This window comes from Vibrio sp. 779(2023) (assembly GCF_033344285.1).
GTDB classification, from domain to species: domain Bacteria; phylum Pseudomonadota; class Gammaproteobacteria; order Enterobacterales; family Vibrionaceae; genus Vibrio; species Vibrio alginolyticus.
The window spans coordinates 36,424-58,866 of record NZ_JAWPOM010000017.1; the positions used below are offsets into that span (position 1 = coordinate 36,424).

Sequence of the window (22,443 nt, forward strand, 5' to 3'; positions counted from 1 at the left end):
TAGAAAAATCGCTTTAAAAATAATGAGAAACACATCTCATAAGACAATGAGAACGAAACCAAAATAGATCAGATAAAAAATAAGCCACTCAATGTGAGTGGCTTATACCGCAATTCAATACCGTTTTAGACGCGACGTCGCCAGCCTAATGTTGCAAGTAACATCAAAGCCCAATAAGAAACACTGCCGCTACCTTCTGAGTTCTTGAATGTCGTTGTCTTCAAAGAAGCAACAACCGTCACGATAACTTCCCCCGTAGCAGTGGCACCATGACCATCTGAAACCGTATATTGCAGCTTGATGCCGTCAGTAGGGCTATCCGGTGCTTGAAAACGGATTTTGCCATTCTCTACACTCGCACTTCCCACACCCGTTACGTTCTGTACGCTTTCTACAACCAGTTTATCGCCGTTCACATCCGAATCATTGCTCGCTGCATCAATCAGAATACTTTCACCAACGGCAACGGTCGCCGTATCTGCAAGCGTAAGTGGCGCTGCGTTTTTCATGGTTAAATCGACGGTAGCACTGGACGTTTCATTACTAGGGTCAGTCACGGTTAAACGGAATGTCAGAACCTCACCCGCTTTTGCACCTTGAGGCACCGTAAAGCTTGTGCTAACACTGGTTGCATTGCCAAGAGAAACTGAAGTGCCAGCCAACTGCTCCCATTTATAACTCAACACATCGCCATCAGCATCCGTACTATTTAACGCAGACAACGTGACTCGCTGCCCAACCGTCATGTCTTTATTATCAACATCAATCACGGCCACTGGCGCTTCGTTGCTGCCAAGCACTTCCACCTGCACATTCACGATTGAAGATGAGTACGCACCATCAACCGACAACAAACGATATTGGAAAGTGTCCAGACCAACGAAGTTAGCTTCAGGTTGGTACTGGTTGCCAGAGATGGTGCCGTGCTCAGGCTTCTGCACAATGTCCACATTGAACTGATACCCTACCGCCATGAAATCATTGTCCATCAGGTTCAGTTTGATTGGCGTATTTTTATTGGTTTGTAACGAATCAGATTTCGCTTCAACCAAGTTGCTCGCATCCACATTTAATAATGCTGCAAACGGAATATAAGAGAACCCGGCTTTTTCTAGACCAAACGTGCCAATCTCACTGTAATCACCAGTCCACATTACAGGTAGGGAGGCTTTTTCAGTTTTTAGCAAGCGGCCGAAGTCAAAGTTTGCATCAAATTGACCGCCTTCCAATTCAACGACCAATAAGTGCTGACCCGCACTCAATTGGCTTGATTGGGGGAATAAAATTCGAGATGACTTTTGGAAGTTACCTTGCTGTAAAAGCTCAGCGTTGTTTTGATTCAATATTAATCGATAGCCAATGTTTCCAGAAAATGGGAATCGCCAAACTCGATAAGTCATGTCACTTTGAGCGCTATCTCTTTGCGCGTAAAGTTGAAGGCCATCAAGCTCTGTATCACTATTCAAGTCCAGTGACACCGCCAGAGTGTTACTCCCACTCGCGTACACATAACCTTGGTGAAGAGAGTTCAGCCATGCTGATTTATTTGGTTCGTTTGTATGTTCAAGAGAAAAACTACCACCGTTGGTGTTGCTGGCAATGTTGGAAATACGAACCCCAGTATCAAACCCTGTGATCGCTCTCAGACCCGGGGTCGATGTATCTGAAATGACATCGCCACCATTAGGATATAAATCGTCAGCGTCACTCCTACCATCATTTTCTAACTCATTCAGACCATCAGCCTGCATGATTTGAACCTGCATCGCGCCAACATCATTAAAGCGGTTCTGGACATTAACCGACGTCGCCAGGATACCTTCAGCCGCCAATGCTCGGTCGTAACCGCTAAAGGTGCGATTTTCCAAGTAAATACGTGGACCAAACTCTTTCAAGTACGGGTCGAGATACACCAGCTTGACATCGTCGTTGTTCACAGAAATAGGCGCTGGACTTTCATGAGTTACCGTTGGTACAACAAAACCAGCAGCGTGTTTGCTCCATGCACTCATGTTCACCGGAGTGTCGCCAGCGTATGAATCTCCCGGTTTCTGCGCCCATGAACCGCCACCCATCACGCCCCAAGAGCCAATCGAGGCATCACTGTTCCTTGCGTACAAATCCGGTAAGCCAAGCATTAAGTGACCAAGCTCGTGTACGATCACGCCCAACGTCGCTTGATGATCAACTTGATAGTCAGCGAACACACAATAGTCTGTGATCTTTTTACCATCTAGTGTGACATCATCGTGAGAGAATTTGTGCGGCCAAATCGCAGGACGGTTGAGAACCCCTGTTGAACGATCGCCCCCCGCAAAAATAAACATGACAGAGAGTTCTGACGGTTCTACGGTACCATTTTGATTGCTGTCGTAGGCCGAAAGATTAAAGTATGGATCCAGTTTTTGATAAGCCTCGGTGAAAACCGCATTCAACTTGGCGGTGCATGTCTTATCAGTCGAACTAGAGTGACAGTTAGGGTGGCTTTGTGCCACAGTCACATCTATCACACCGTCATTGGCGGTGCCGTAACTCTCAAGTGCAGGAACAACTTTGAATTTACCTTGAGAGTTTTTATCAAAGTAATCCACAACGCTTTGACCATTGGTATTAAATACGCGTTGCTCAAAATCATGCACCATTGCTTGGTCATCAAACGAAACTTGCACAACCAATAGGGGCTGCTGCTTCACCGTTGAACTGCTCATCGCCTGGTAACCTTGCGCCGAACGCAGTAGGTTTTTTCGTGCCATCGGCTCAATGGTTTTTAGAGAAGATAATTGCGGTTTAACTTGTAAATCCGGGCGAAACTTCGCCGACTCAGGTGGCTCACTCGACTGCGTTTTCACCACACCTGTCGAGATCAATATTGGCGTGTCTGACTCGCGCTGAATCTGCGCGAAAAACCAAACGCCGTCTTCCTGAAGTAAGGCATTGCCCTGCTTATCTTCAAACCAGTGGAAATCTGCCGTTCCACGTAGAATTGCCTCACTGGAGCTACCATCGCTCAACGCAATAGTATGCCAAACCGGCGATGGCGGAGTAGTTGCCATGCTCTTCCCTGCAAGAAGCGCAGTTAGCATAGCCATGGCGAGTGTGTTGAATTTCAAAGTACGACTCCATCTTTTCGATTCGTTAATTAATACCAAGCACAACAAGCACAAAGTAACCCTATGGGCATAGAGTAAGACTGAGTGACTATTGACGAAGGCTGGTATCAATTCGCTCAGATAACACGACGTAGTTTGGTGTCACACTACAAAAGCGTCGGATTCCAAAACGCTGTTATGAGCGTAGCTTCTGAGAATATAAATTGAGTGAATGAATAATATCGAAACGAAAGGAAGATGAAATGAACTTCTACGAATTTGTAGGTAAAACTGGGCAACATTCCACATATTCTATAAATGTACGAGCACTGCTATTAATCAATGCTCGTAATGGTCGCGCGGCCATTGTTTAACGCTATATTAACCTGTAAGAACGGCGTCTTCTGGGTATTTGACCAAGGTAGGTTCAGGACGTGCCAACATGTAGGCAAGCGTGAGCGGCCCAATACGACCAATGATCATCACCACGATCATAATGTATTTACCAGGTTCAGAAAGTTCCGCAGTCAAACCGGCGGTGAGCCCCACTGTGGCAAATGCGGAAATGGTTTCAAACATAACTTTATCAAAGCTGGCCTTCTCGGTAAGCATCAATAAAAACATTGCGCTTGTCAGGATGGCTCCGCTCACAACGATAATTGCCAATGACTTAGTCACAGTTTGCCAATTTATGGTTCGCTTAAACATAACCACATGTTTCTTTTGGCGTAAAAAGGTCCACGTAGCCATAAACGCAACAGCAAATGTGGAAACTTTAATACCGCCCCCCGTTGAGGTGGAACCCGCTCCAATTAACATTAGAACAATCATGACCAGTAAGGCTGGCTGGGTAAACAACGCCAAGTCAACACTATTAAACCCTGCCGTTCGAGCACTCGCAGATTGAAAGAATGCCGCCAACCATTGCCCTGTTGCAGGTAAAGACGCCATTGTGTTTGGGTTGCTTCGCTCAAGTAACCAAAACATCATCGTTCCGACTAAGAGCAATATCGGTGTCGCAATCAGCATGATTTTGGTGTGAAGATGCAAAAAGTGGAAACCTTTGCGCCAGTTTATCCAGATGTCACCCACAACAGTAAAGCCAAGCCCGCCAAAAATGAATAGCCCCGCCAGTGTAAAGATAACCAACGGATCATTCACAAAGCTCATCATACTGTCAGAAAACAGCGCGAACCCAGCGTTGTTAAATGCAGAAATTGCATGAAACAAGGCGTAAAACATACCAGTCTGCCAGCCCATTTCAGGGACCCAGCGGATAGAGAGAAAAATAAACCCGACCGTTTCTGCAACAAGCGCGAAAACAACAATCCGCTTTACTAATCGGTTTAGATTGACTTGCCGATCTTGCCCTAATGCTTCTTTCGCCAGCGCTTGTTGACGCAAACTCAAACGCACGCCGAACATATAGAGTAAGACTGCCGACAACGTCATCTGCCCCAACCCACCGATTTGCATTAAAAACATCAGCAAGATTTTACCCGCAAGCGTAAAGTGTTGCCCAGTATCGACAACACCAAGCCCTGTCACACTAATAGCGGACGTTGCAGTAAACAAAGCATCCGTTATCGACAGGCCCGTAACAGAAAAAACTGGCAAGGTTAGCAATACCGCAGAAGGCAGTAAAACACCGAGAAAACTGAGCAATATAATACGCGGTTCGTTGCCCTTCGCTTTCTCTTGTTTACCATCTGGTGCGTAAAAAACACCTTTCTGATGAAAATACGTCATAGCGATTTTAATTTATTTGCGAGCGCATCTTGAGGGCCGACCACAATAATTAGGTCACCAATTTCCAGCGTGGTATTAAGGTCAGGTGCCTTGGTAATTTCTGGGCCCCGTTTAAACCCTAGCACTTGCACGCCATCGACTTTGCACAGAGCCAAATCACTTAGTGTCTTACCCATCCAACGAGAGCCAATCACAAACTCCGTCATAGCTAAGCCACTGCCTAATGGGTGGAACTCAAGAACCCGTTTATCGAGCATTTTACGCGCGACACGTATCCCCATGTCACGCTCAGGCATGATAATGTGGTCTGCGCCAATTTTTTGCAGAACACGAGCTTGGAAGCGGTCGTTGGCTTTAACCCATACTGACTTTACTCCCGCCTCTTTAGCAATCAATGTCGCAAGAATACTGGCATTGACATCCGCTCCGATGGCAATCATCACCATGTCGTAATCATCAAGTTTGAGCTCAGCAACCGTCTCTTCGTGAGTACAGTTAGCCACAACCGCCTGACTAACAAAACTGGCGGCTTCTTTAACTCTGTCTTCGTTGATGTCAACGGCTAAAACTTGAGCGCCTGAATCTTGTAACTCTTTACACACTGCCAAACCAAATCGGCCAAGACCAATAACGGCGAATTGCTTATCACCTGTTTTCATTTGTGCCCCATCTTATGCATTCATTAGCAAGCAAAAAAGTTTGCGCCCATTCCTTACCTTGTGCAAACCTGCGGACAGATAATTGACAAAAGCTTAACGCACCTTGATTCACTTTACGTGTTAAGCGTATGACACTGATTAACTTTTTTCCTCATTACCGAATAGAAACCGTCGCGATGGCTACATAATTGGATGCCTTAAAACGCAAAAAGCCGCAAGAATGCGGCTTTTAGATCATGGGATAAACTGGCTATTTTGATTCGCGCTTATCGTGCGGTTTACGTTTATTCTTAGGCACGTAATTTAAAATTGAAATTGGTACTGGCTTTCTTGGCGCAAAACCTTCAATTTCCACTCGCTCTAGCAAGTGCCCTAAACGACTTTCAATCATGCAGAGGTTCTTAAAGTCGTCTTTTGAAACCAGTGATATCGCCTCACCTTTCGCGCCAGCACGACCTGTACGACCAATACGATGTACATACTCATCCGCTGGGTAAGGTAAATCGTAGTTGATGACAACTGGCAGATTATCAATATCAATACCGCGCGCAGCAACGCCGGTTGCGACTAAGTACTGGATTTCACCCGCTTTAAACTTTTCTATTAATTCCTGGCGAACACGCTGATTACGGCCACTGTGGAATGCTTCTGCCACAATGCCACGTTTCTCAAGTTGGCTTACCAGTTTGGCTGCGCCGTGTTTAGTTTCAATAAATACCAGTACTTGCGACCAGTCATTTTCTTTAAGCAAGTGACTTAACAGCGACGACTTCATGTCTTTATCGACGGTCGTGATCCACTGTTTAATATTTGATTTTGAGGCACTGTGCTTTGCAATCGTGATCTCTTCAGGATCAATAATCGCATTTTTCGCCAAGTCACGAACAGGGTTAGATAACGTCGCTGAGAACAGCAAACTTTGCACATGTTCTGGCATACAGTCGACGATTTTGTCGATCGCATCGATGAATCCCATATCCAACATTTTGTCGGCTTCATCAAGCACTAGCATTTCCACTTCATCAAAGTGAATCGCGCGTTGACCGTACAGATCAATCAAACGCCCAGGCGTGCTTACCACAATATCGACACCCTCGATCAAGGCTTGTTTTTGTGGTGCATAATCCACACCACCAAACATCGCCATTGAGCGTAATGGTAAGTTTTTACCATAAGCTTCAATACTTTGATGAACCTGAAGCGCAAGTTCGCGTGTTGGCGTTAGGATTATCGCACGAGCGCGTTTTTTACGTTGCGTTTCGCCTCGACTAAGCTTTTCTAAGATTGGCAGAACAAAACTGGCCGTTTTACCTGTGCCCGTTTGCGCTGCTGCAATTAAATTGCGGCCACGCAATACGATTGGAATGGCTTTTTGTTGGATAGAAGTGGGTTTTTCATAACCTAGCGCTTTTACTGCATCAGCAATCGATGCGCTTAAACCAAGCTTAGAAAATGGCATAGAAAGGTCTCAACAGAGGAAATGGGCGCGTAGTGTATCAGAATCCCCGTGAAGTAACAGAAGGATTCATGCGCGAAAAACTAGGAACATGACACAATCTTAGCCCATGAAATTGGGCTGCAAACCTTTTTCTAATTTTTTCCTCACTTTGTAGGAAACATCATTAAGTGTGATTTTCCCCGTTTTGTGGCGGTCGATACCTGCATTCTGTCGATAGGCAATTGAGCCTTGTCTGAACAAAACGAAAGACGGCGGTTTACCAATCGCAGCAGGGTAGAGAATGGCCATGTAAGCATCTTCTAAGCTATTAATTTTATTTCGATAGGGCCAATAGTACGCTTTCACATAGTCAAGTTGTTCAAGCGCGCTCATTCTCGCAAGAGTCTTTGTGTTCACTCCTAATGACTCTGCGGTAGAGGGCATAAATTGAATTAACCCTGTAGCCCCGCTTCCGGAACCATTTTTGATGCTTGGACTGAAAGTTTCAGCAGTTTCAAATGCCATGCACGCCATAAGATGATTAGGATTGATCTTTAGCTCTTTACTAATACGGATGACTTTAGATTTGAACTCTGGAGAAACTTTACCTCCCCACGCTACCGCGTTCTCGGGATCTGCAATCGAAGAGACCGTTGATGCGTCATGTTCTTCGACAATTTTAGAAAGTAGAGGAAGCGTTTGGCGTAGTCGATGGCTCGAACTCACCAAGCGAATTGATTTGGTAAGAAACTTGTCTTTTTTTTGGTGTAGTTTTTGGAACTTTACTAACTTATACAGTTGCTTATAAACCGTTTTCACAACGAAGCCAGATGTAGGGAACACTCCCAGAATGTAATCCATTTCCTACAAATTTAATATAAATATCAGCAACAGGAATTCTAGATGTGATCAATGTCACCATAAAAATTCTCAAATTCGATACACACCGATGTAAGTGGTCAATGTGTCTCCAACACGCTAGAAGTAAAAGTAAAGAGGCATTAAAAAGGTCTTACCAATTTTTTGGTAAGACCTAGGTTTACTGATTCTCGGATAAGCGAATGTAATTTTTTACAGTTCAGCTTCCCGAACCAGTTCTGCAAGCGTCGACAAACGCTGCTCACTTTGTTTTACGTAAGGATTATTCGTATCCCAAGCATATCCAGCCAAAATCGCACTAATCATCTGTTTAATACGTGGGTTCGGGTTTTGATAGAAAATCACATCTTGCAACGTGCCGTTGTACCAGCCTTCCACATAAGTGCGGAATGTGTTCACTCCCACCATTAAGCGTTGCGAGTACTCTTCTTGCCAATCAACCTTTTCACCATTCAGCTGACGAACCACGCAGTCCGCTGCAAACTCTGCCGATTTCATGGCGATAGTGACACCCGATGAAAATACAGGATCAAGAAACTCACCTGCATTACCAAGCAACGCGTAGTGCTCTGTCGCTAAACGTTTGACGTTAGCAGAATAGCCACCCAACTCGCCTGCTGGATTCGGGTAATTCGCATTTCGCAACAAAGAAGCCAAACCCGGCTCTTCATTGGCTAACTGCTGCAACGCTGCAATCTTATCTTCTGGGTATTGTTCGAAAAATTCTGGCTCACCCACCACACCAAACGAACAAGTACCATTAGAGAATGGGATTAGCCAGTACCATACGTCGTGATTTTCAGGATGAACTGAAATTAAAATTTTGTTGCGATCGTATTCCGGCTCTTGGGGAGAGATATGATCTTCGATATGGGTAAAGATCGCTTTTCTAGGCGGAAGACAAGAAGGTTCTTCTAGCTCCAACAAGCGTGGCAAAACACGCCCAAAGCCACTTGCATCCAACACAAAATCTGCTTCGATTTGATAAGCCTTCTTATTTGAGTCGAGCACTTCTAATCGAGACTTTTTCCCTTCAAACACTAGGTTGAGCAGCTCATGCTGATAGCGAATCTCTACGCCTTGATCTTCAGCGCTATCTGCCAATACTTTATCAAAGTTGGCACGTTGAACCTGAAACGTCGTGCCCGGTCCTGGCGTGTATTTGTTTGTAAAGTCGAACTGGGTGTATACGCCATTACGACGAAATGCAGCACCATCTTTATACTGGAAGCCAAACTGCTTTACTGCATTGGTCATTCCTGCTTGTTCAACAACTTCCATACATGCAGGGAGCAGGCTTTCTCCTATGGAAAAGCGTGGAAAAGTCGCTTTTTCTAAGACAACAACATCTATGCCACGCGATTTTAATAACGCAGAAACGGTTGAACCTGATGGCCCCGCTCCTACGACAACAACTTGCTTGAGCTCTGTTTTCATTCTGAATTTAGTTTGCTTGTAGTTTTAATAAGGTATGACCAAGGCCAATATTGTCGGTTCTTTCAACGACAGATAAACCTGCCGCTTCGACAATTTCTAAGAAATCATCACTGCGATAAAAGCGACTATTACCGTTAGCTAAACAGGTAAAATAAAGAGAAGTGGCATTAAGGCTATAGGAAGCTCCCGCGTATTTTTGAGCATCCCAAAACAGCTCCAATACGTAAATAGTATCTCCCTTCGTTAACTGGGCTTTAACTTTTTTAAGGATATTGAGGATCTCAATTGGGGAAAAGCAATCCAAGAACTGGCTCATCCACCATACGTCAGCGTGTCCAGGCAATGTTTGTGCTTTGTCCAGCATGTTTGCAGGGTATGGACGTACACGCTCGACGAACTGGTTTTCTGAAACATTCTTCATCGCTACTTCTAATTGCTGTGGTAAATCAACAATCGTCACTTGAACGTCAGGGTCATGTTTACAACACTGAATCGCCCATTTTCCCGTATTTCCGCCAATATCCACAAGATGCTTTGGCTTGCTTGCAAATACTTCTTTAAGCAGAAGTGGGAACGAGCGATCCGAATAGAAATGATCGAACTTAAACCAGCTCTGTTTGGCTTGTTCTGGTAACGTCGATAGACCTTGATAAATGGTCTCCCAATTGCCCAACTCTTTCAAACCTGACGGTTTACCTTCTTGAATTGCTTCCGTCAAATGCATCATCGCGGCGTAACAAACATCTGCCGTAAAATCCATGTTTGCATTCGTCATACCATCATGAAGAAGGTAAAAACCAAGGTTTGCAAGCGAATAGTTAGGTCGTTCCCATAAAACAATATGCGCACTAATCGCCATATCCAACAGTACTTTAACACCATATTCTGATACTCCCGTTTTCTCGGCAATATCTGTGGCACTCATGCCTTGAGCGCCAGCGCTGTCTAAAGCGGCTAAAATACCTAAATCTCGAAGCGTTTTGGCGGTCTGGAACACGATTGGTGCAAAAGATAACTTCTGAGCTTCTGTCTTCGCTTCAAAAGCATTAAAAGGGTCATTATTTTGATTTAACACGGAAAAACCTAACTGCAATTAATAGTTTTATTGTTGAGATTGATTACCCAACAATGCAATAGCTCGCTGAATATCAACATTCAAGTTGTTTACCCAACGATTGTAATTGCGGTGGATTTTGCCATCACTTGCTTTGAGATTTACTGAGTTGAGATAAATAATTGAGTAATATTTATTATTGTATGGGATTTTTACTTCTGCAGAGTGTTTACGAACGTGGATTTTTGCAATAAGAACACCAGGGCTTACTTCTTCGATCGTCCAACCTCGGTTAGTTGCTGATTGCACTATGGCCATTTTTACTTGTTTATTTTGAAGATCATAAGCAACTGGAGTATCCTCCACATTCATTACAGGTTGTACTCGTCCACAACCAACAAGAAGCAAAGTTAATAATAACGAGACATACAGCTTAAAACGCGACATGATAATTTCCTTTTTATTGTGAATTTGGGTCAACCCCAATTTGTATCGAGCTGTAAAATAAACAATTTAACCCAATATGCCAAACTCGAAGATCAACATTTCGTTCAATATTGATGCGTGGACAGCGAATTCATTCGGTTTATCCGAATCCAATGAATGGAAACAATGGGCAACAGAGATAAAATGGCCAGAAGATGGCAAAATCAATGTTGCAAATATTCCTGCGATGATGCGCAGAAGAATGAGCCCACTCAGTAAACTGGCGGTACAAACTGCAATCGAAATGCTTAATCAACATCAAGTTGATTACCTTGTATTTTCAAGCCGTCATGGTGAACTGCATCGCAGCGTCGCACTAGTTGAAGATATAATTAATGGAGAAGAGGCGTCTCCGATGGCTTTTTCTCAATCGGTGCACAATACCGCCGCAGGGCTTGCCACTATCGCAACTAAACAACCCATCCCCCTAACTTCTATCGCTGCGGCAGAAAACACATTCCAAAGCGCAATATTAGAAGCATGGCTGTTTTTGTCCGACAATCCTGACAAAAAAGTACTGCTTGTTGATTTTGATGAGCCTATGCCTGACTCTTATTTAGAATATGAAAACCAACAATACCAAGGATTTGGACTTGGCTTAATACTTTCTCATGGAGACAATTTCGCGATACAAAGCTCCATAAACGCAGAACGTTCCGGTCATCCTCTTCCTCAAGGTTTAGTATTTTTGCAACAATACTTGTTAGATAAAAGCCAGTGGACTATTTTCGCTCCGCAACAAGCTTGGGAATGGCACAAAAAATGACTCGCTTAAATCAGTATTGGCGTGTGCTAGCAACAGGCTTTTGTTTTTCAGTATTTGGGTTAGGTGGTTTAGTACTGAGCTTCATTGTTATTCCGACCATTCGTATTTTTGTTTCAGACCAAACGGAACGCGAATATAAAGTTCAAGGTGCGATTCGATATTCATTCAACACATTTTGTAAATTGATGAAGTTGAGTGGCGCAATCGATTATCAAATTATTGGTGCCGATATTCTTCAACAAGATCGTAATTGTTTAATTGTTGCCAACCACCCTAGTTTAATCGATTACGTTCTCATTGCTTCACAATTAAATCGCTGCGACTGTTTAGTAAAATCGGCAATATGGTCGAATCCTTTTATGAAGCACATCGTAAAAGCAGCCGGATATATTCCCAATGAAGCACCGGATGATTTATTAGCACTTTGTGATGAACGATTTAACAAAGGCAACGTGTTGCTTATATTTCCTGAAGGAACAAGAACAACACCAGGTGTAGAGCCGAAATTACAACGCGGTGCAGCACAAATTGCGGTAAGAACAGAACGAGATTTAAGAGTTGTCCATATTACGGTAACGCCAAGTTTCCTCACAAAAGAGAAAAAATGGTATCAAGTTCCGGCAACAAAGCCCTTTTTCAGGGTTGAAGTTAAGGATAAAGTTGAGATTACCCCCTTTATAAAGCAAACTACGTCGCCGACAATAGCGGCGCGACGCTTACAACAGCACCTAGCTGAAAACATTTTTCCAGAAAACTTTTATTAATAAGCAGGTCCCAGTGGAACAGTTACACAACGACATTAAGCAACTTATTATTGATGCTTTAAACCTTGAAGATTTAACCGTAGATGATATCGAAACGGATGCACCACTTTTTGGTGATGGACTTGGCTTAGATTCTATCGACGCGCTTGAGCTTGGACTCGCAATAAAAAAACAATACAACATCGTTATTGATGCCGACGACTCAAATACGCGCGAACACTTTGCGTCTGTAGCAAATCTAGCGAAATACGTTTCTTCTCAAACTAATGAATAAGTTGTAGGTATATTCATGACTGATGTAAATAAAGATCAAGTATTTGAACAAGTTAAAGATGCGCTTGTTGAGCTGTTCGAAATTGACGCAGCCGAAATTCAATCAGATGCGCACTTATACCAAGATCTCGATCTTGATAGCATTGACGCCGTTGATTTGGTCGTACACCTACAGAATGTCACTGGCAAAAAAATCAAGCCAGCAGAGTTTAGTGAAGTAAGAACCGTTGACGATGTGGTTAACGCTGTCACTGAGTTATTGAAGGAAAGTTAATGCGCCAATTGCTGACTGGTCTGTCTGCAATTGTACTGTTTGCCTACCCCTTCGCCGTCTATTTCGGTATAGATAAATTTGGCTTGAACTTAGTTGGGGGCTTGTTAATTGCTGCGTTACTTTTGCGTGTTTTCGTCGCAAATAAGACCCCACTAAAAGAGTTTAAGTTCTTGGCGCTCGTTACGGGCGCTGTTGGCATTGTCCTAATTACGCTTGGCATGGTGTTTAAACAACATGGGTGGCTTCAGTTTTACCCTGTTGTTGTCAACGTATGTATGCTGTGTGTATTTGGACTGAGCTTAAAACAGCCGCAATCGGTCATAGAGAGGCTTGCTCGCTTGCAAGAACCCAACCTTCCGGCTAGTGGTGTGGCTTACACTCGCAAAGTGACGGTGGTTTGGTGCGCCTTTTTTACGCTCAACGCTGCCGTTGCACTCTATACCTGTTTCCTACCAGTAAAAATATGGACGCTTTATAACGGCCTCATCAGCTACTTACTTGCTGGTGGCTTGTTCGCTGGAGAATGGATCGTGCGTCAATTTGTTCGAAAGGAACACTAATCGTATGAATACAACGTATTCGAGCTTTACCTCCCTAGCGACCTTGTTCATCGCAGAGAGGTCTGAGCAATCCCCAGTCTCTTACGATCGCGACACGGTTATCACGTGGGGTGATTTCCAGCAGCACGTCGCAACACTTGCTCAGCAGTTAGAAACCCAACCAACGCAAAACATTGCGTTGTGTTTTGGCAACAGCTACCTGTTTGCCGTTGGCTTTTTTGCTTGTTGTTATGCAGGAAAATCCATTGTATTACCTGGTAATTACCAACCAGAAGCACTCAAAGAGCTCAGTGAGCACTACGATTTGTTGCTGCATGATGCCGATGTCTCGGTTCCAGAACTGGTGAGCTCGCTTTTGATCGAAGCTCAATCATTGCTAGAAACCACCGTGATTAACGAGCAAGAGGCCAAACAACCTTATTTTTGGCGTGAATTAAACCTGGCAGAAATACCAGTAACGCTATTTACTTCGGGTTCAAGCGGCACACCAAAAGCCATTGCAAAAACGCTGAAACAGCTCGATATCGAAGTTGCTATTCTAGATAACCTATGGGGCGACACGGTTGCCAGCACACGCGTTGAAAGCACCGTTTCTCATCAACACATTTACGGCTTGCTGTTCCGCGTATTGTGGCCTTTGTGCTCCGCACGTCCATTTTCAGCACACAACCTTGAGTTCCCAGAGCAAATTGTCCATCACGCTGATGCTGACACCACGCTAGTAAGCAGCCCTGCGTTACTAAAACGACTCAGTGAAGAGCACAATCCGGTTGCGATTCGGTGCGTATTTTCTTCTGGTGGTCCCTTGCCAAACCAAGCCGCGCAGCACAGCCAGTTGTTGTTTGGGTCACTTCCTATTGAGGTTTTTGGCAGCACAGAAACCGGCGGCATCGCTTACCGTCAGCAGCACGAAGCCAGTACTCCCTGGACGTTATTCCCTGGTATTGAAGCCGAGCTTAACCATGAAAATTGTTTAAAGCTCCGCTCGCCACACATTGATGAAAACACTTGGTACCAAACTGCGGATGAATGCTATTTCCATGATAGTATTTCTTTTGAATTGCGTGGACGCACTGACCGAATCGTCAAAGTCGAAGAAAAGCGTATTTCCCTTGTCGAAGTGGAAAAACGTTTAGAGCAACTGCCGTGGGTTCAAGAAAGCGTGGTGATCCCAATGGAAGAATCTGGTCGCCTCACGTTAGTCTCGATCATCGTACTTAACGATCAAGGCAGCGATGTGCTTAATGAACTTGGTAAAGGCAAATTTTGGCTTGAGCTTCGCAAGGCACTGCGCAATTGGCTAGAACCGATCGCTATCCCGAGAAAATTCCGAGTGGTCGACGAAATTCCATTGAACAGCCAAGGCAAACGCCAAGTTGCTGAAATTGAAAAACTATTCCAATAAAGCTAGTAACATGGATAAAAGAAAACCAACTATTCAGAATATTGAAGTGAGTGACCATACCGCGGAGCTGTCGCTGCGAGTGGATGCTGACATCTTAGATTTCCAAGGTCATTTCAATCACTTCCCTCTTTTACCCGGCGTCACTCAAATTGATTGGGCGCTGTTCTACGCCGTTCAACATTTGAATACTCCCAAGGTATTTAAAGGAATGGAAGTCATCAAATTTCAAGAGCCGATTCTGCCAAACGCCGACGTTTGCCTCTCACTCTCTTGGGACAATGAGCGCGAGAAATTGACCTTTAAGTACACATCGACAAACGGTGAAACCTTGGTGACTCACTCGTCAGGAAAAATGAAACTGGGTGAGTCACGTGAGTGATTATCGCCCCTGCTTTTTAATTCCTTGCTACAACCACGGCAGCACAATTGCAGACGTGGTTGCGTCGTTATCCTCTTTCGCTTTGCCAGTACTGGTCGTGGACGACGGCAGCAATGAAGACACCAAACAAGCGCTTTCTGCTTTGAGTGAACAAGGGCTGATAAAACTGATTAGTTTGAGTGAAAACCAAGGCAAAGGTGGCGCGGTGATGGCTGGCCTACATCAAGCTCACCAGCTTGGTTTTACGCACACCATTCAAATCGACGCAGACGGTCAACACGACCTAGAAGCATTGCCGAAATTGCTCAGCGCCAGCGAAACAAAACCAGATAACCTGATTTCGGGCCAACCGATATACGACGAGAGCGTACCTAAATCCCGTTTGTATGGTCGCTACGCTACGCACGTTTGGGTGTGGATAGAAACCTTGTCACTGTCTATCAAAGACAGCATGTGCGGTTTTCGCGCCTACCCAGTGGCGAAAACGGTCGCCGTGTTGAACAAGTACAACATCGGCAAACGCATGGATTTTGATATCGAAATTCTGGTGCGAATGTACTGGGAAGGCGTCGACATTGATTTTGTTCCAACGCGCGTGATCTACCCTGAAGGTGGCATTTCCCACTTCGACGCATTGTGGGATAACGTCAAGATAAGCTGGATGCACACTCGCCTATTTTTTGGCATGTTGCCGCGCATTCCTTCGCTACTCGCCAGAAAGCGCCGTCACACAGATGACAGCAATGCCCACTGGTCGAAACGAAAAGAACAAGGCACGATTTTAGGCATCAAAACCTTACTCGCGGTTTACCGCTTGTTCGGCAGAAAAGCGTTTGACCTGATTTTAAAATTAGTCATGCGCTACTACCACTTCACGAGTAAATCTGCCCGTGAAGCGTCTGAGATTTACCTGCAAAACTTGCAGTACTGCGCTACGCAGCAGAGCATCGCACTACCAAAACAGTTGGACAGCTATCATCATCTGCTTTCTTTTGGGCGAACCATGCTCGACAAACTGGCAGCATGGCAAGGTGACTTTAACGTCGATAACCTAACCATTCACGGCCAGCATCATTTCGAAGAGATGGCGCAGAAAAAACAAGGCGTGCTCATTTTAGGCTCGCACCTTGGCAATATCGAACTCTGCCGTGCGCTTGGTCGTCGACACTCTCATGTCAAAATCAATGCCTTGGTATTTACCCAACACGCTGAACAATTTAATGCGGTAATGAAGGCGGTAAACCCAAATTCGGAACTGAATCTGATTCAAGTCAGCTCAATGGGACCAGACACCGCGATTCTGCTTCAACAAAAAATCGAGCAAGGCGAATGGGTGGTGATCGTTGGCGATCGCACTTCCACCAGCAAAGAAAATCGTGTCGTTTGGGCAGATTTTCTTGGTAAACCTGCACCATTCCCGCAAGGCCCATTCATGCTAGCCTCGGTATTAAAAGCGCCGGTTTACTTACTCTTCGGCCTACGCGACGATGAAGCGAACACTCCGCATTTTAATGTGTACTTTGAACACTTTAGTGACCAAGTCACGCTACCACGCAAGGAGCGTCAGAAGGCACTAGAACGCGTTGTTCAACAGTACGCACAAAGATTAGAACACCACACACTGCAAGCGCCGTTACAGTGGTACAACTTTTTTAACTTCTGGACTTTAAGTAATCAGCCACATGACAAACAACAATAATCACAACATCACTTTTGGTGCCCAATCTTTAACCATCGAAGATGTCGTTGCCATTGCTCAAGGTGCAAAGGCACACATGAACACCTCGCCAGAATTTACCGCGAAAATTGATCGTGGCGTGGCGTTTCTGGAACGATTACTGAAGGAAGAAGGCGTTATTTACGGCGTGACCACGGGTTACGGCGATTCATGTACTGTGGCGATTCCACCCGCTCTTGTGGATGAACTTCCGTTGCACCTTACACGCTTCCATGGTTGTGGCTTAGGTCAAATCCTTTCTCATGAGCAAGCTCGTGCGGTGCTGGCAACACGTTTATGTTCATTGTCGCAAGGCGTATCTGGCGTGTCTCACGATCTGTTGAACCAAATCGTTACGCTTATCAACCACGACATTGCGCCACGTATTCCACAAGAGGGCTCGGTGGGCGCAAGTGGCGATTTAACGCCTCTGTCTTACCTAGCGGCGACCTTAATTGGCGAACGTGAAGTGCTTTACAAAGGTGATGTGCGACCAACACAAGAAGTGTTTGCAGAGCTGGGCATTGAGCCAATTCGCCTAAAACCAAAAGAAGGTTTGGCGTTAATGAACGGTACATCCGTGATGACGGCCCTCGCCTGTCTTGCCTACAAACGTGCAGAATACCTAGCGCAGCTTTGCACCAAGATTACCGCGATGGTCTCTGTGGGTATGCAAGGTAATGACTTCCACTTTGATGAAGCGTTGTTTGCGGTAAAACCTCATCCTGGTCAACAGCAAGTTGCGGCTTGGCTGCGTGATGATCTCAATGCTGAGCGTCCGCCACGCAATAGCGACCGACTGCAAGATCGTTACTCGCTGCGTTGTGCGCCACACGTCATTGGCATGGTGCAAGACTCACTGCCTTGGCTACGTCAGTTGATGGAGAATGAACTAAATAGTGCCAACGACAATCCAATCATCGATGGCGACAATGAGCGCGTTCTGCACGGCGGTCACTTCTACGGTGGTCATATCGCAATGGCGATGGATACGTTGAAAGTGAACATTGCCAACTTAGCTGATTTGCTGGATCGTCAGATGGCGCAATTGATGGATTACAAGTTCAATAACGGCCTGCCGTTTAACTTAACTGGTGCAGAAGGCGAGCGTAAACCGATCAACCACGGCTTTAAAGCGGTTCAGATTGGTATCTCAGCTTGGACGGCAGAAGCGTTGAAAAACACCATGCCAGCGAGCGTTTTTTCTCGCTCAACCGAATGTCACAACCAAGACAAAGTGAGCATGGGTACCATCGCGGCTCGTGATTGCCTACGCGTACTTGAGTTAACAGAGCAAGTTGCTGCGGCTTCACTCCTAGCAAGCGTTCAAGCGGTTGAGATTCGTCGTCGTCATAACGAATTGGACGAACACCACATGAGTCAGAGTTTGCGAGTAATTCGTGACGCAGTACTGAGCGAGTTTGAATTTGTGATTGAAGATCGCCCATTGGAACAAGATTTGCGCCATTTCATTGAACGCATTCAGCAACGTCATTGGCCACTCTACGCGGAGGTATAATGCAAGAGCAAGTTCTCTACCCATTAGAAGCGGAGGTGACTATGGTCACCTCATTCCAAGATGCTGACCCGATGGGCGTGATTTATCACGGCAACTTCTTTCGATATTTTGAAGAAGCGCGTCGTGTGCTGATGGAAAAGATCCAATACAGCTATCGCGATATGCAAGACTCTGGGTACATGTGGCCGATCATCGACACGCGCGTTAAATACGTGAAGGCGATTCCGTTTAATCACACCATTCGCATTACCGCGCAACTCACTGAGTGGGAAAACCGCTTACGTGTGGATTACGTGATTTACGATGCCGAAACGAATCAACGTATGTCCAAAGCGCATACAACGCAAGTCGCCGTATCCATTGAAAAGCAAGAGATGTGCTTTGTTTCTCCAGCAATCTTTTTAGATAAAGTAGAGCAATGGCACAACCATGGGAGTCTGGACTAATGCAAAAGTGGTTACTCTCTTTTTTGTTGATATTTTCTGTTCCAGCGCTGGCCACACCGACAGCAAACGTAACAGATTTGGCATCGCTTCAGCAGCAGTTGTCTCAGCATGAAATCGTGCGCGGAGATTTTACGCAGCAGCGTCATCTGGAAATGTTCAGTCAACCTCTAACCTCTAAAGGTCAGTTCACACTGAGCAAAACACATGGCTTGTTGTGGCAACAAACAGAACCTTTCGCAGTCAATTTGGTATTGACGGAAAACAAACTTCGTCAGACTTTTGCCAACCAAGATCCGAAAACGATCTCTGCTGAAGAAAACCCAATGGCGTTCTACTTTAGCCATGTGTTTTTATCCGTGTTCCACGGGGATACTTCTGCACTGCAAGAACAATTCACACTCGATTTTTCAGTTGAGAACAATCAGTGGCAGCTCGCTTTAGTGCCCAAACAGTCGCCATTAAATGCGGTGTTTAAAGCCATCACCCTTTCCGGTAAAACGCATATTGATCGCCTAACCCTGCAAGAGCTGCGCGGCGATAAGACCGAAATCACGTTTACAAACCAGACCTCTCTACCTCAGGAACTCACGGATGCCGAAGACGCTCAATTCCGTTTCTAAACTCAGTCTTGGCACTCATACCTTTGCTCTGGTTTGGCTCAATCTCGTTGTTTTGGCGGGCGCGTTGCTACTCAAACAATGGGTTTGGAGTGCAGAATCTCCGATTGAGACCAACATTTTAAAACTGTTGCCGAAGAACCAACAAAACCCAGTGGCTGAGCAAGCCTTTGAGTCGGTCTCGGCAAGTATGAGCGATAAAGTCATTTTCGTGATCACAGCGCCGGACAAAAATGCCCTTTTTGCAGCGGCCACTGAATTTGATAAGGGGTTACGACAAAGTAATCATTTTCGCGATGTGGTGGGAAAAATCTCACCTCAAGAGCAGCAAGCTTGGGCGAGTTACTACTTTAAGCACCGCTTCCAATTACTGACGCCTGAACAACGAGAGCGTTTAAGCAAAAATCCAGAACAGCAAGTGCAGCATGTGATTCAGTCTCTGTACAACCCGTTTTCTGGAGTGACTGGGCAAGAGTTACAAAATGATCCTTTCTTGCTATTTCGTGATTATTTAAGCCAAGTTACCCAGAAATCGTCCTCTTTCCGATTGGATAACGGCTATCTGTCCGTCGAAAAAGGCGATGCTCAATACTTGCTTATTACTGCCGAACTAAAAGACTCGCCTTATAGCCTAACTGGGCAGCTTGCAGTCCCTGATATTCAAGCGCTAGAACAAAGCGTCGCGCAGAAATATGGCGCTGAAGTCGCACATACTGGCGTTCTATTTTACGCCGACTTTGGTACGCAAAGTGCAAAATCGGAGATCAGCACCATCGGTGTATTCTCTCTACTCGGTATCATTGCATTGTTCTTGCTGGTCTTTCGGAGTGTGATGCCGCTGTCTCTGGCACTGCTTTCCATCACCATTGGTTTGCTCGTTGCGTTGTCAGTGACAACGTGGATTTTTGGAAAAGTCCATCTGTTCAGTTTAGTGTTTGGCGCAAGTTTAATCGGCGTGTCTATCGACTACGCATTCCACTACCTAACCGAACGTCTTGCGGCGGGAAATGAATGGGATAGCGAGCAAGGATTAAAGCATATTTTCATAGCTATCACACTTGGCTTAATCACCAGCTTGATCGGCTATTTGGGCATGTTAGTGGCACCGTTTCCTGGTTTGCAGCAGCTTGCTCTGTTTTCATCCATTGGTCTGATTGCCGCTTACGTCACCGTGGTGGCTTGGTATCCGATACTGGCTCGTAACCCATCGCGATCCATTTCGACATTACCGGGACAATCACTGTTGGCGAAATGGTTAACGCTTTGGAATCAACCTCGAATTAAAGTCGGATTGCCGATGTTATGTGTGGTTGCGAGTGGCTTTTTCTTGCTGCAATTGAACTACGATGACGACATTCGTCTACTGCAAACGATGCCGAACGATCTCAAGCAGCAAGAAACCTTGATTACGACGCTTAGTGGCATGCAATCTTCGCAGCAAATGTTGGTCGTTACCGCCGACGATGACGAAAACCTAATGAAAAAGCTGGAGTCTTTGACGCCAACATTAGAAGCGTGGAAAGCGGACAGCACCATCGAAAGCTACCAAAGTCTGAGCCGCTACTTGAGCTCGGTGGAGCGTCAGCAACAAGACTATCAATTGATTCGCGATCTTTACGCGACACAATCCAGCCCACTAGCTTCCGGACTGAGCTTAAGTAAAAAGCCTAAAATGGACGCCGACTTTATCCCTGTCACGGTTGATCAGTACTTGCAAAACCCAGTATCAGCGCCTGTGCGTTTTCTCCATTTGGGTAAGATCAAAGGAAAATCTGCAACGGTAGTGGTGTTAAACCAATTGCAAGACTCCGCCGTTGTTAAGGCATTTGCCAAATCGCAGTCTGATGTTGTTTATCTAAACAAAGCTGAGGAAATATCCGCCCTATTTGGTGAATACCGAATCAAAATCATGGAACTATTGGCAGCCGCCAGTGCTGTGATCTTTCTGGTATTAATCAAGCGGTACGGTCTGCAACACAGTTGCCGAGTTTTACTGCCATCATTGATTGCTTGCGCCTGCGGTCTGGCAACTGCTGTCGCGATGGGAACAACATTAAACCTGTTCAACTTGCTTGGCTTGGTGCTCATTCTTGGTATAGGGATCGATTACACTCTGTTCTTTGCCGAGAAAGCCCGCAGTGTGAGCACACTATTGGCGATCACCCTTTCGGCAATGACCACTGTGTTGTCATTTGGATTGCTGTCACTCAGCCAAACTCACGCGATTCACAGTTTTGGCATTACGGTGTTAAGTGGTATTTTTGTCGCTTGGCTGCTCTCTCCGATTGCAATTAAAACAGAGGAAACGACGTCATGATTTTCAATCACGCCTTTCGCTGCGCGACGTTATTCGCACTGAGCCTGTTTTTAAGTGCATGCAGCTTGGTCCCTCACCAATCGACGCCTCAGGTCGACATTGCCGAGCACACCCAAGTTAGCTTGCCCACTCCCGCAAGCTTGGGCTATCAGTTGTCTGCCAGTCAGTTAATTACGGCTTCTTGGGCAATAGATGGTAAAACCACATCTGAGCAACTTCCGGTACAACTGCAAGTGACCAACAACGAAGTGGTGCTGGCAGGCTTCTCATCCTGGGGGACAAGAGTACTCTCACTGTCTTACGATGGAGAACAAATTCAAACCGAAGTGCTCAATGGTTTACAAGGTTCGCTACCGCAGCCAGAACAGGTATTATTTAACCTGATGATCACGCTCTGGCCGAGTTCCGCTTGGGAAGGATCGTTAAATGAGGTAAGGTGGCGAATTATTGATAAAAATAATTCTCGCGCCATCTTTGATAGCGACGGTGAAAAGATCATTGAGATTCAATACAGCTCTTCTAACAAGTTAGAGGGTAAGATTGATTTTCATCACCTCAAACATCAGTTTTCAATTTCTATTCAAACACTGCAACATCAGATTAATTAAGAACAAT

21 protein-coding genes are annotated in these 22,443 nt (G+C 45.3%); 13 read left to right on the forward strand and 8 right to left on the reverse strand.

The features are described 5' to 3' along the window. Positions 1-125: 125 nt before the first annotated feature. From R8O70_RS18510 to R8O70_RS18545, 8 genes are all read right to left on the reverse strand, one after another. On the reverse strand, positions 126-3,110 hold the full coding sequence (locus R8O70_RS18510) for a M6 family metalloprotease domain-containing protein (protein WP_182016607.1): 2,985 nt from the start codon (positions 3,108-3,110) through the stop codon (positions 126-128). Between the two features lie 360 nt (positions 3,111-3,470). Further along, positions 3,471-4,838 (reverse strand): TrkH family potassium uptake protein, encoded by a 1,368-nt coding sequence (locus tag R8O70_RS18515; protein WP_225473965.1) that lies wholly within the window; start codon positions 4,836-4,838, stop codon positions 3,471-3,473. Then, on the reverse strand, positions 4,835-5,497 hold the full coding sequence (locus tag R8O70_RS18520; RefSeq protein ID WP_005388291.1) for a potassium channel family protein: 663 nt from the start codon (positions 5,495-5,497) through the stop codon (positions 4,835-4,837). The genes R8O70_RS18515 and R8O70_RS18520 overlap by 4 nt, the downstream gene beginning before the upstream one ends. 250 nt (positions 5,498-5,747) lie before the next feature. Continuing rightward, positions 5,748-6,956, reverse strand: coding sequence for a DEAD/DEAH box helicase (locus R8O70_RS18525; RefSeq protein ID WP_005382264.1), 1,209 nt, complete (start codon positions 6,954-6,956; stop codon positions 5,748-5,750). A 99-nt stretch (positions 6,957-7,055) separates the two neighbouring features. Further along, positions 7,056-7,796 carry a transglycosylase SLT domain-containing protein gene (locus R8O70_RS18530; RefSeq protein WP_080960101.1) on the reverse strand — a complete coding sequence of 247 codons (741 nt, stop codon included), beginning with the start codon at positions 7,794-7,796 and terminating at the stop codon, positions 7,056-7,058. 210 nt (positions 7,797-8,006) lie between these two features. Continuing rightward, complete coding sequence (locus R8O70_RS18535; protein WP_065274276.1) at positions 8,007-9,251, reverse strand: NAD(P)/FAD-dependent oxidoreductase; 1,245 nt, start codon at positions 9,249-9,251, stop codon at positions 8,007-8,009. A gap of 7 nt (positions 9,252-9,258) precedes the next feature. Further along, complete coding sequence (locus R8O70_RS18540) at positions 9,259-10,326, reverse strand: class I SAM-dependent methyltransferase (RefSeq protein WP_005388297.1); 1,068 nt, start codon at positions 10,324-10,326, stop codon at positions 9,259-9,261. Positions 10,327-10,353: 27 nt separating this feature from the next. Further along, complete coding sequence (locus tag R8O70_RS18545; RefSeq protein ID WP_005382272.1) at positions 10,354-10,752, reverse strand: hypothetical protein; 399 nt, start codon at positions 10,750-10,752, stop codon at positions 10,354-10,356. Between the two features lie 76 nt (positions 10,753-10,828). Here R8O70_RS18545 and R8O70_RS18550 point away from each other — a divergent pair, with 76 nt between their 5' ends. From R8O70_RS18550 to R8O70_RS18610, 13 genes are read left to right on the forward strand one after another with little or no spacing between them, the layout of a single operon-like run. Beyond that, the gene (locus tag R8O70_RS18550) at positions 10,829-11,557 is read left to right on the forward strand and encodes a beta-ketoacyl synthase chain length factor (protein WP_053303275.1); all 729 of its coding nucleotides are present in this window, start codon (positions 10,829-10,831) and stop codon (positions 11,555-11,557) included. After that, positions 11,554-12,321 (forward strand): lysophospholipid acyltransferase family protein, encoded by a 768-nt coding sequence (locus R8O70_RS18555; protein WP_005388305.1) that lies wholly within the window; start codon positions 11,554-11,556, stop codon positions 12,319-12,321. The genes R8O70_RS18550 and R8O70_RS18555 overlap by 4 nt, the downstream gene beginning before the upstream one ends. Positions 12,322-12,334: 13 nt before the next feature. After that, positions 12,335-12,595: a phosphopantetheine-binding protein gene (locus R8O70_RS18560; protein ID WP_005382278.1), complete on the forward strand. Its 261-nt coding sequence runs from the start codon at positions 12,335-12,337 to the stop codon at positions 12,593-12,595. Positions 12,596-12,610: 15 nt separating this feature from the next. Further along, positions 12,611-12,868: an acyl carrier protein gene (locus R8O70_RS18565; protein ID WP_258623725.1), complete on the forward strand. Its 258-nt coding sequence runs from the start codon at positions 12,611-12,613 to the stop codon at positions 12,866-12,868. Next, a complete protein-coding gene (locus R8O70_RS18570) occupies positions 12,868-13,428 on the forward strand; it encodes a hypothetical protein (protein ID WP_258623727.1) in 561 nt (186 codons plus the stop codon). The genes R8O70_RS18565 and R8O70_RS18570 overlap by 1 nt, the downstream gene beginning before the upstream one ends. 4 nt (positions 13,429-13,432) lie before the next feature. Further along, entirely contained in the window at positions 13,433-14,833 is a 1,401-nt protein-coding gene (locus R8O70_RS18575) for an AMP-binding protein (RefSeq protein ID WP_318184297.1), read from the forward strand. Between the two features lie 10 nt (positions 14,834-14,843). Beyond that, positions 14,844-15,212: a 3-hydroxyacyl-ACP dehydratase gene (locus R8O70_RS18580; protein WP_085569952.1), complete on the forward strand. Its 369-nt coding sequence runs from the start codon at positions 14,844-14,846 to the stop codon at positions 15,210-15,212. Then, positions 15,205-16,911 (forward strand): glycosyltransferase family 2 protein, encoded by a 1,707-nt coding sequence (locus R8O70_RS18585; protein ID WP_258623729.1) that lies wholly within the window; start codon positions 15,205-15,207, stop codon positions 16,909-16,911. Before R8O70_RS18580 ends, R8O70_RS18585 begins: the two co-directional genes overlap by 8 nt. Next, the gene (locus R8O70_RS18590) at positions 16,895-18,448 is read left to right on the forward strand and encodes an HAL/PAL/TAL family ammonia-lyase (RefSeq protein ID WP_258623731.1); all 1,554 of its coding nucleotides are present in this window, start codon (positions 16,895-16,897) and stop codon (positions 18,446-18,448) included. Before R8O70_RS18585 ends, R8O70_RS18590 begins: the two co-directional genes overlap by 17 nt. After that, entirely contained in the window at positions 18,448-18,894 is a 447-nt protein-coding gene (locus tag R8O70_RS18595; RefSeq protein WP_213912198.1) for an acyl-CoA thioesterase, read from the forward strand. The genes R8O70_RS18590 and R8O70_RS18595 overlap by 1 nt, the downstream gene beginning before the upstream one ends. After that, entirely contained in the window at positions 18,894-19,514 is a 621-nt protein-coding gene (locus tag R8O70_RS18600; protein ID WP_258623801.1) for a LolA family protein, read from the forward strand. The genes R8O70_RS18595 and R8O70_RS18600 overlap by 1 nt, the downstream gene beginning before the upstream one ends. Then, positions 19,486-21,828: an MMPL family transporter gene (locus R8O70_RS18605; protein WP_258623732.1), complete on the forward strand. Its 2,343-nt coding sequence runs from the start codon at positions 19,486-19,488 to the stop codon at positions 21,826-21,828. Before R8O70_RS18600 ends, R8O70_RS18605 begins: the two co-directional genes overlap by 29 nt. Then, a complete protein-coding gene (locus tag R8O70_RS18610; RefSeq protein WP_054575211.1) occupies positions 21,825-22,436 on the forward strand; it encodes a DUF3261 domain-containing protein in 612 nt (203 codons plus the stop codon). Before R8O70_RS18605 ends, R8O70_RS18610 begins: the two co-directional genes overlap by 4 nt. The last annotated feature ends 7 nt before the right edge of the window (positions 22,437-22,443 follow it).